Source organism: Flammeovirga sp. AWQ4_249, from assembly GCF_056161045.1.
Genome location: NZ_JBSWYJ010000088.1, coordinates 1 through 5,519 on the forward strand (window position 1 = coordinate 1; position 5,519 = coordinate 5,519).

Sequence of the window (5,519 nt, forward strand, 5' to 3'; positions counted from 1 at the left end):
AGTATGGAGTGGTTTATGATGCATAAAAAAAGAGAGAGTCATTCATTTGACTCTCTCTTTTTTTATTCTTCAAGTAATTTAAAAGGCTCTTTAGCATTTTCCCAAAACTCATTTAATTTTAAAATTCGAGGCTTGAGAAATTCATAGATAGTTGGTTGATCATCTTGTTTAAATAAATTAACTCCTTCTTTTTCTATGTAAATTCTAGAGACCGTTTTATTGTTTCTATCTTTTACTTTGAAATCCCATTGCCATTCTTCTTCTAAAACAGAATGAAGGAAATCTTTTAGATCTACAAACTGTTGATAATAGATTTCTTGTAAATCAAGATCTCGGTGTGTTATATAAATCCCAATATTACAAACATGTTTATTGGCATCCATTTTAAAGAAAACATTTTTTATACCTGTTTTATAATTGACCCAATTGACTTTTTGTCCTTCACTATCTGTAAAAGGCTTCATCATTTGTCCAAATCGAGTCCAAAACTCGGTTCTCATTTTAATATGTTCTTCTCTGCTGTACATTTCTCTAAAGTTTTAAGACAACAAATTTACATAAAGTATTAGGCTTTTGTAAAAATGAGATTAGTAAAATAATGTCGATGATCCGTAAATTGATATTTTAATTGTAAAGTAGTATCGTCAACTATATTTCGGATAATATCTAGATCATATTTCCTACTTACTTCAGTATGGATTAATTCTCCTTTTTGAAAAGTATAAGCATTTTCAGTTTCTTCTATATATACCTCTTGATCAATTTTACTTCTAATAAAACTTTTAGCGATACCTTCCTTCTCATTATAAGTAGCTAAATGTTCAAATTGAGATGTATTAAAATTTCCCCCTAATTCACGATTGATTCTGTCCAATAAATTAAGATTAAATTTTGAGGTAATACCTTTAGTATCACTATAGGCAGGGAGAACGATATTTTTTTCTTTTATTAAATCTAAACCAAGAACGATACTGTCACCAGTATTCATTACTTGATAAAGCTGATCAAGAAACCCTTTAGCTAAATCATCTGTCATATTACCAAGATTGGAACCTAGAAAGAGGATTACTTTTTTACGGTTACTTTTAAAATCCTCTATCATTTTAAAATAATCCCCACAAATACCTTTAGTACTTAAGTTAGGCAACCATTCCTTCATTTTATCTGTAATGTCGATAATAGCCTGCTCACTTATGTCGATCGGATGATAAACAATATTGTTGAAATTAAAATGCTTTAGTAATTCTTTCGTTTTAATACCGTCTCCAGCTCCTAGTTCAATAATATCTAAAGGTTCATTTCCAATTGCTTTAGCGATTTCTCCTCCTTGAACTCTTAAAATTTCCATTTCACAATCTGTGAGATAATACTCTTCAAGATTCATGATTTCTCTAAAAAGCGCTTCTCCCTTTTTATCATAAAAATACATAGATGATAAAAATTTATGTTCAGCAGAAAGTCCCTTTTCGACATGTTGAGCAAATAAAGTTTTTTCGGTTATCATTATAAATGTGTTGTTGTGTCAAAAATTAAAGTGATTTGGCTAATCTTATTCCTGTGTATTGCCAACGATAATGAGGGTGAAAGAAATTTCGATAAGTATTTCTACTATGGTTTGGAGAAGTAGCAACACTACCGCCTCTTAATACCATTTGATTAATCATGAATTTACCATTGTATTCTCCTAAAGCACCGTCGGCAGTTTTAAATCCTGGGTAAGGTAGGTAGGCACTATTAGTCCATTCCCATCTTTCACCCCAGTTGAGTTGTGAAGAAGCAGCTTCCCATTCAAACTCTGTAGGAAGACGCATTCCTTTCCATCTAGCAAAAGCATCAGCTTCATAAAAATTGATATGACCTAATATTCCTTTTATATCTACTTTTTTCATGCCTGCAAGAGTAAATTGATACCAATCATCTCCTTTCTTTTCCCAATACAGCGGCTTTTTTATATTGTTTTCTTGTACCCAAGACCATCCTTCGTCAAGCCATAAATCAAATCTTTCGTAACCGCCATCTTCTAGAAAAGCAATAAAATCATCATTACTTACATAATCTTTCGAAATTTGAAAATCATGTAAGTATACCTTATGTCTTCCTAATTCATTATCATAAGCAAAACCTTCTCCTTGATGTCCGATTTCATATACGCCTTCTTTGATTGTTACCCATTCATTAAAAGTTGTAACTTTACTACTTAATTTATTGGTATTTTCTTGATATGTAGTTTTTAATGGGTGTCTAAAAAACATCAACTTCAAATCAGTAATCATTAACTCTTGATGTTGTTCTTCATGATTAATACCAATTTCGAAGATATTTTTAATTTCATCAGATATATCTCTAGAAAAGAGTAATTCAATATGTTTATCAACATAATGTCTATATTCATAAACTTCATCAACGGAAGGTCGCGTTAAAATACCACGACTGTCTCTGGCTAAACGATCACCGACATTGTTATAATAGCTATTGAATAGAAAGGAGAACTTTGGGTGAAACTCTTGATATTCTTCTAAATATTTTTTTAATAAAAATGTCTCAAAAAACCATGTTGTGTGCCCTAATTGCCATTTCATAGGACTAGCATGTAAAGCAACTTGAGGTGTATAATCTTCGACTGACAGGGGAGCACAGAAATCTTCTGTTCTTTTTCTAGTGCTGAAATAATGTTCGAGCATAATGCTGTTCGTAGTGGATAGAAAAGAGAAAATTATATTTATTGATGCAATTTCTTGTTTCAATTGCATTTCTAATTGTAATATCAGTTCATAAAATATAAAAAATAGGTCAATAAAATAGTAATTGAAGAGATTATCTTGATAATTTTAATCAGAAATTAATTTTTAGATTGATAAAATGAATATCATTATATTTATTTTGTGTTACTTAAATCAGAGGAGTAGCGAATCAAAACGTAAACTATACTATCATTAGAACATTCAACAAAATATTATTTTATATCCTAACATTTACGCTTTTTAGTCTGTCATCTCATGGTCAAAATAAAACCATGTTACATGATGAATTAGAAAAGAGTAAGCAGTATGCACTAATCATAGGAACTAACTACTATAAGGAAGGTAAACCTACTTGGCTGGATCTTGATAATGCTGAAAATGATGCGAAAAGTATTAATCAACTTCTAGCTGATAAATTTCATTTTGAAACCAAATTATTACTTTCACCAAAAACGGAGGAAGTTGAAAAAGCAATTCTTAATTATCAAAACAAATTAAATGAAGGAGATCGTTTTTTACTTTATATAGCGGGGCATGGTGATTATGATGAAGAGAATTTTGATGATGGCTTTTTAGTTTTTTCCGATAGTAAAATATTAAGAAAGGACCCAACAAGATCTTCATACCTTCAATATCGAAAGCTTAATGGAATGTTGAATGCATTAAAAGCTCAACATGTCGCGATAATATTGGACGTTTGTTTTGGCGGAAGTTTTAATTCCCAATTGAGAAACAAAGAAAAGTATAGAGGGAAAGTAGAAGAAGAAATAATTACAGCTAAATTCTTGAAAAATAAAATGAATAAAATTTCAAGAGTATATCTCACATCGGGTGCTTTAGAAAGAGTTCCTGATGGTACTAATGGACATTCCCCTTTCTGCAATGCAATTATCAGCTTTTTATCTGAAGAACAACATCAATTATTTACATTATCAGATTTACATCAACAAACGAAGAGATCTATATCAGAAAGTATGTATGGTTCATTCGGAAAAGATGAATTAGGAAGTGAATTTATTTTCAGTAGTTCCTCCAGTCAAGTATTGAGTGATGTTGACACATCTATTGATAATGATATAAATCTAGTTGTGAATAGAGGAGTAAATAAAGATTATTCTATTATTATTTATATTGTTACTACTCTATTAATAGTGATCATTTTATTTTTAGTTCTTAGACTTTTAAAAAGTAATAAAAACAAAGAAATTGAGATAACTTCAAAAAGTTTAGAAGCTACACAAAAGATAAAATTACATATTAATGAAGGCTATATAAGAATCGATGATTTGATTATTCCAATTACCGAGGGTAATGAAGATGAATTAAGACATCAATTATCACTATACGAAATTCATTCTAAAAACTTAAAACAAATTGAAATAGCATCTGCAAAATATGAAGAGAATCCACCTTCAATTTTAATCCATAGAAAAGATTCAGTAGAAAAAGAGATTACTGAGATTATCAAAACATTGAAAAGTTACAATGCCAAACAATAAAACATATTATATAGGAGGATCTAAATTTAATGTAGTTTACAGAGATATTGCTAAAGCTTTTGCAGATGTAATTGTAAGTTCTGATGATACCGACATTACTATGTCAAGTGGTGTATCAAGAAGTATACTAGAGGCTGGGTCTGAATTAATTCAAATTGATGCTCAAAAACACAAAAAACTTAAAATTGGAGATGTGATTGTTTCAACTGCAGGAGAACTGTCTTCAAAGTATATTTTTCATACAATCACTTTAGATAGATTTACTGAGACAAATATTGATAAAGTAAACTTAGAAAAAGCACTAAAGAGAATATTAGAACTTGGAAATGCACTTAATGTTAAATCAATTGCATTACCAGCCATAGGTACAGGGACGGCAGGGTATAATTATACAGATTCAGTTCAGGTAATTTCAGATACAATCGGAAAATTTTTAAATGAAAATAATTCAATAGAAGAAGTTACTCTATGTCTATTGAAAAGAAATGATGTTTCGAAAGAACAAATGAATGAATTGTTTGAAAATGCAGTAGAATTCGTTTCTATAAAAGAACAAAACAGAGAAATAAAAACACTTCTTCAGGATGCAAATAAAAACCTTAAACTAAATAAGACAGTAAACTCAAATACTATTACTCAATTAGAGCTAGGTATTTCAAGAATTTCAACAATCGAGAAAGAAATAATTCCAACACAGATACCTAATTTATTGAAGGATCTATCTTTCTTATATGATCTCTTGCATTCTGTAAATTCAAATAAAAATGAAATTCAACAATTACAAGAAGATAAAAGAGTATTTGAACAATCAATCAATTACCAACGTACCGCTTTAAGACACTATGAAATTGAAAAAGCAAAGTATGGAGGTGAAATGGTACCATTTAGGTTATTAATGAGTATTGAAGAAGTCGAAAAAGAGATTAAATCATTAGAAGAGAAAATAATTGAAATAAATTCTCAATTGAATTTACTTATCGGTGTTAACTAGTTAATTCATTTACAAATAGAACTTTACATAGTTTATTAGAGTTGCCTATTAACAGAAGTGATAACTTGTTGTGTTTCATTAATTATAATTAATCAAAGATCTTATTGCATTTAAAAAACCTTCTATTACCTTTGCACTCGCCTTTAGCGAAAGGCTTTTAAAACTCCTCTTTTGGAGCAATAAAATAGAGTGTTGTAAGAATGAGAATTGACTCAAAAAAAACTTCAAAATTTTTTCAAGAAAGATTTGGAAGTTAAAAAGAAAAGTTCTTACCTTTGCACTCGCTTC

At 29.6% G+C, this 5,519-nt stretch carries 5 protein-coding genes; 2 read left to right on the forward strand and 3 right to left on the reverse strand.

Annotated elements, in window-relative coordinates; genetic code table 11:
• Positions 1 to 62: 62 nt before the first annotated feature.
• From ACXAHM_RS26060 to egtB, 3 genes are read right to left on the reverse strand one after another with little or no spacing between them, the layout of a single operon-like run.
• The gene (locus ACXAHM_RS26060; protein WP_474967017.1) at positions 63 to 527 is read right to left on the reverse strand and encodes a DUF4268 domain-containing protein; all 465 of its coding nucleotides are present in this window, start codon (positions 525 to 527) and stop codon (positions 63 to 65) included.
• A 38-nt stretch (positions 528 to 565) separates the two neighbouring features.
• Positions 566 to 1,504, reverse strand: coding sequence for an L-histidine N(alpha)-methyltransferase (locus ACXAHM_RS26065; RefSeq protein WP_474967018.1), 939 nt, complete (start codon positions 1,502 to 1,504; stop codon positions 566 to 568).
• A gap of 25 nt (positions 1,505 to 1,529) precedes the next feature.
• The gene (gene egtB / locus ACXAHM_RS26070; RefSeq protein WP_474967019.1) at positions 1,530 to 2,681 is read right to left on the reverse strand and encodes an ergothioneine biosynthesis protein EgtB; all 1,152 of its coding nucleotides are present in this window, start codon (positions 2,679 to 2,681) and stop codon (positions 1,530 to 1,532) included.
• 332 nt (positions 2,682 to 3,013) lie between these two features.
• Here egtB and ACXAHM_RS26075 point away from each other — a divergent pair, with 332 nt between their 5' ends.
• Entirely contained in the window at positions 3,014 to 4,240 is a 1,227-nt protein-coding gene (locus ACXAHM_RS26075; RefSeq protein WP_474967020.1) for a caspase family protein, read from the forward strand.
• Complete coding sequence (locus tag ACXAHM_RS26080) at positions 4,227 to 5,231, forward strand: macro domain-containing protein (protein WP_474967021.1); 1,005 nt, start codon at positions 4,227 to 4,229, stop codon at positions 5,229 to 5,231. Before ACXAHM_RS26075 ends, ACXAHM_RS26080 begins: the two co-directional genes overlap by 14 nt.
• Positions 5,232 to 5,519: the final 288 nt, after the last annotated feature.